This is a genomic window from Nocardia sp. NPDC004722 (assembly GCF_053601505.1).
In genome coordinates, this window is record NZ_JBSGBY010000639.1 from 1 (window position 1) to 4,653 (window position 4,653).

The 4,653-nt window shown below is 66.7% G+C and carries 4 protein-coding genes and 1 pseudogene; 3 read left to right on the forward strand and 2 right to left on the reverse strand.

Annotated features, from left to right (window positions below):
- The coding region (locus ACWELQ_RS38660) for a transglycosylase SLT domain-containing protein (RefSeq protein WP_452401967.1) at positions 1-433 on the forward strand (433 nt) is incomplete at its 5' end.
- Between the two features lie 57 nt (positions 434-490).
- Here ACWELQ_RS38660 and ACWELQ_RS38665 read toward each other — a convergent pair.
- Complete coding sequence (locus ACWELQ_RS38665) at positions 491-1,546, reverse strand: 2Fe-2S iron-sulfur cluster-binding protein (RefSeq protein ID WP_452401968.1); 1,056 nt, start codon at positions 1,544-1,546, stop codon at positions 491-493.
- Between the two features lie 41 nt (positions 1,547-1,587).
- Positions 1,588-2,208 carry a mycofactocin system transcriptional regulator MftR2 gene (gene mftR2, locus ACWELQ_RS38670; RefSeq protein ID WP_452401969.1) on the reverse strand — a complete coding sequence of 207 codons (621 nt, stop codon included), beginning with the start codon at positions 2,206-2,208 and terminating at the stop codon, positions 1,588-1,590.
- Positions 2,209-2,414: 206 nt separating this feature from the next.
- Here mftR2 and mftF point away from each other — a divergent pair, with 206 nt between their 5' ends.
- Positions 2,415-3,815: a mycofactocin biosynthesis glycosyltransferase MftF gene (gene mftF / locus ACWELQ_RS38675; protein ID WP_452401970.1), complete on the forward strand. Its 1,401-nt coding sequence runs from the start codon at positions 2,415-2,417 to the stop codon at positions 3,813-3,815.
- Positions 3,816-4,035: 220 nt separating this feature from the next.
- Positions 4,036-4,653, forward strand: a pseudogene (locus tag ACWELQ_RS38680) (GAF domain-containing protein); the annotation flags it as partial.

The window sequence follows — 4,653 nt, forward strand, 5'->3', positions numbered from 1 at the left end:
GCAGCAGGCCGTCCAGGCCAATGACGGCCTGCCCGCCCCGCAGCAGGACCAGGTCCGCTCCTTCGTCGAGGGCCTGCCCGCGCCGTTCAATCAGCTGCTGCCCCCGGTCTTCGCCAACGACCTCAACGGCTGGATCCAGAACGCCCTGTACGTGATGAACCAGCACGGCATCCCGGGCAGCTACGACGGCATCTTCCGCAATATCCAGCGCGAGTCCGGCGGCAACCCGCAGGCCATCAACCTCTACGACTCGAACGCCGCCGCGGGCATCCCGTCCAAGGGTCTGCTGCAGGTCATCGACCCGACCTTCCAGGCGTACCACGTCGACGGCACCTCGTGGGACATCTACGACCCGGTCGCGAACATCGCGGCGGCCTGCAACTACGCGGCCCACCGCTACGGCTCGATCGACAACGTGTTTTCGGCCTACTGAGCCCGGAAAATAGTAAGGCCGCCGCGTGAATCACGCGGCGGCCGAACATTTTTCAGATCAGAACTGGATCTTCAGGCGATCCGTCACCGGCCGGGCCTGGCAGCCGAGGATGTACCCGTTGGCGATGTCCTCCGGATCCAGGATCTCGGCGTTGTCCATCTCCACCTCGCCCTCGAGCACGGTGCAGGCGCACGACCCGCACTCGCCCTCCAGGCAGGAGTAGGGCACGTCGATGCCCTTGGAGAGCATGATGTCGACCAGCGTCTGGCTGCGCGGCCACGTCAATTCATGCGTCTCGCCGTCCAATTCGACCTCGACGCTGGCGGCGTCGGCGGCTTCCTCCGCGGTGATCTCGGTCGGCGCGACCTCGGCGAACGGGTCGCCCGAGAGCGAGTTGAAGACCTCGGCGTGCGTCCGGTTGCGCGGCATGCCGAGCTGGCCGAGGGCGTCGTGCACGCGATCCATGAACGGCTTGGGCCCGCACATGAACGCCTCGTAGGCGGTGTACGGCGAGACCAGCGTGGCCAGCGCCTCGGAGGTCGGCAGGCCCTGCAGGTGCTCGAGCCAGTGGATGACGGCCAGCCGCTGCGGGTGCTTGTCGGCGAGTTCGCGCAGCTCGCGGGCGAAGATGACGGCCTCGTGATCGCGGTTGGCGTACACCACGACGATGCGACCGTTGCCGCGCGCGAGCGCCGACTTGAGGATGGACATCACCGGGGTGATGCCGCTGCCGGCCGCGAACAGCAGCAGGTCCTCGTCGAGGTTCTTGGGCGTGAACACACCCGACGGCGGCAGCACCTCGAGCGAGTCGCCCGCTTTCACGTTGTCGCACACCCAGTTCGACGCGTACCCGTCGACGGTGCGCTTGATCGTCACCTTCGGCTTGTCGTCGGTGTGCGGTGAGCTGGCCAGCGAGTAGCAGCGGGCGACGGAGCCGGTGAGGTCGCTGGGGATGCGCAGGGTCAGGAACTGGCCCGGCTGGTAGTCGAAGCGCTCACGCTGGTCCTCGGGCACGTCGAAGACCAGTGAGCAGGAGTCGGCCGTCTCGTTGATGACCGCGGAGACCCGCAGCACGGCCGAGCGCGAGCTCTGTGGAACGTCGACGGTGGTCATAGTGTCCTCTCGAACCGAAACTAGAACGTGTTCTAGTTTCACTATACTTGGCTGTCTCGCTGCCGGACAAGCTGAGCTTCCAGCCCCGCGATCAGCACGTCCATCGAGAAGTCGTAGGAGTACCTGCCGCGCAGATCCGCCAGGTGTTTGGTGGCGCGCTCCACCGCTTCCGGCAGTACCCGATCCAGCAGCGCGTTGCGGTCACGCGGGTTCACCTTGGAACGGCCGAACAGATAGGTGTGGATGGTGGCGTAGGCGGAGAGCACATTGCGCTCGTCGAATCCGGCGTCGAAGAGGATTTCCATGACGGCGGCGATGAGATCGAGCTGTTTGCCCAGCATCTGCTCGATGAGAACATCGCCGAGACCGGGGTGCTTGCGCAATTTCTCGTCGATCTGGTCGATCAGATCGCGCAAACGCATTTGCCACGTACCGAATTCGGGGGGCGGCTTGCGCACCCCGGTCAGGGCCGCCGTGGCGACCAGATCGAGTAGCTCGCGCTTGTCGGCGACGTAGTAATAGGGAGCCATCGGCGAAACTCCGAGTTCGCGGGAGAGCCGTCGCATGGACAGCTTCTCCACACCGTCCTGCCGGACCACCCGAAGGGCGGCCTCGACGATCTCGGATTCCGAGAGGGTGTTACCGCCCCCGCCTGTCTGCATGCGCCCGACTCCCATACCGCCTCGACCACCGGGCACGGATTTCCGTCCCCTACCAGTTCAACTGCCGATTTTCCTCCCGGCAGTCTAGAGCGCACACGACAAGACCAGTCGAGCTACGGTCCCGATGTGTGCGCGAGATCGAATCCGATCATCTGTCCCGCGTGGCAATCATCATTGCTACCGGTTGCCTGACTTAGCATTCGGGAATGCGCCATGATCGCCTTCCCGATGGTTTCGGGGTGCGAATCGATCCCAAGGTGCGCACTTATTCCGGTGGACGGCTCCTGGTCGGCGGCACGCCGACGAGGTTGCTACGGCTCGCTCCGGAAGCTGCGGCCTTGATCGGTGACGGCTACCTCGAGGTGACCGACCCCGCGTCGGCTCGGGTTGCCAGACGTCTGCTCGATTCCGGTGTGGCCAATCCGCGCCCGCGGTTGCTGCCGTCGCTGGAGGACGTCACCGTGATCGTGCCGGTGCACAACCACACTCCGGAGCTGTCGCGGCTGCTCTCGGCGCTGCGCGGGCACACGGTGATCGTGGTGGACGACGGGTCGGACCAGCCGGTGCGGATTCCGGAGCAGCGCGGCAACCGCTGCCGCATCACCGTGCTGCGCCGCGATCGGCAGCACGGTGTGGCCGCCGCCCGCAATTACGGATTGAAGGCCGCGGCAACCGAATTCGTGGCGTTCCTGGACCCCGACGTGGTGCCCCGCACCGGCTGGCTGGAGGTCATGCTGGGTCATTTCAGCGACCCGAAGGTGGCGCTGGTGGCCCCGCGCATCCTGGCCATGGACCCGGATTCCACGTTGCTGGCCCGCTACGAGCACACCCGGGGTTCGGTGCATCGCGGTCGCCGCGAGTCGGCGGTGCACGCGCACGGCCCGGTGCCGTACGTGCCGAGTTCGGCGGTGCTGGTGCGTCGCCTGGCGCTGCTGGCCGAGGGCGGTTTCGACGAGTCCATGGCCGCGGGCGGGGATGTCGATCTGTGCTGGCGGCTGGATCGGGCGGGGCATCGGCTGCGCTACGAGCCCGCCGCCCGGGTGGCGCACAGCAATCCGGTGTCGCTGCGAAACTGGTTCGTGCACAAGGTCACCCATGGGACCGGAGTGGCCCCGCTGGCCCAGCGGCATCCGGGGCTGGCCTCGCCGCTGTCGCTGCCGATCTGGTCGGCGGTCTCGGCGCTGCTGTTGAGCACCATGTCGGGGTGGGGTGTGTTCGGCGGCGTGATGACCTTGGCCGCCACGCTGATCCGATTACGCCGGGTCTTCGCCGGACTCGACAATCCGACCCGCGTGGCCGCCATCTATATGACGCGCGGTTTCACCGGCGGGGTCTGGCGGCTGGCCTCGGCCATGTGCCGTCACTATTGGCCGGTGACACTGCTGGGCATGCTGTGCTCGCGGCGGGTCCGGCATATCGCGATCACCCTGGCGATGGCGGAGGGGCTGGCCGACTGGTTCACCCATCGTGAGCCGGGCAGCCTGGATCCGGCCCGCTATGTCTTGTGCAAACGCCTCGACGATGTGGCCTACGGCGCGGGTCTGTGGTGGGGCGCGGCGCGGATTCGCAGTGCGGCGGCGCTCAAGCCGACCCTGCCGCCGAACTAGTCCGGTGAACGGCGTTCACGTGAAATCGTAGCCGCCACAAGGGATTCGACGTACACCGTCCGCACATCGACCAGCAACTGAACACGTTCCATTTAACAAAATGCTGCGTGGCTCACATTTCCGGTGGTCGTTGTCGGTGTGTGACCTGCCGGACAAACGTCCGGCTTCCGCCTTGGGGTCTCAGGTGCGCCGGTACTCTTTGGGGCGGAAAGAAAGGCAAATGGTCAGCAATCTCGCAGGTGGAGGGCAGTCCCACCATGGCGCCGAACCGGGGAGTCAACTCGGGGCGCTCGAAACGTATGCCGCCCAGGCACATGGATACCTCAGTGTGGGCGGCGATCAGCTGGGGCAGCTGCCAGGTTTGCTGCGGCCGATGGTACTGGAATCCTGGCTGCGCAGCTTGCGCGGCGGAGTGGATCCCATGGATGACGGCGACGGTCGTGGCCTGCGCGGCACCGACCTCGAGCGTTATCGCGACGCGCATCCGATCGCGGCGGTCATGCCGTTGGTGGACAAGCTATTACTGCGCGATGCCACCAGCACCGGCCTGATCGTGGTCGTGGCCGACCAGTTCGGCCGGGTGCTGTCGGTGCACGGCAATGCCGACCGTGTGCACGCCGCCGCGGACGCGGGCCTGCGCGAGGGCAACGACCTCAGTGAGCGCCGGGTCGGCACCAACGCCGTGGGCCTGGTGGTGCGCACCGGCCGCGCGGCCTGGATCCACGGTCCCGAGCACTTCCTGCAGGCGGCGATACCGCCGCCGACTCCGACGACGACTCGGGTCACCGCGGTTTTACTCGCCTTCGGAGTGCTCGAGCAGGTCGGCGTGGATCTCGCG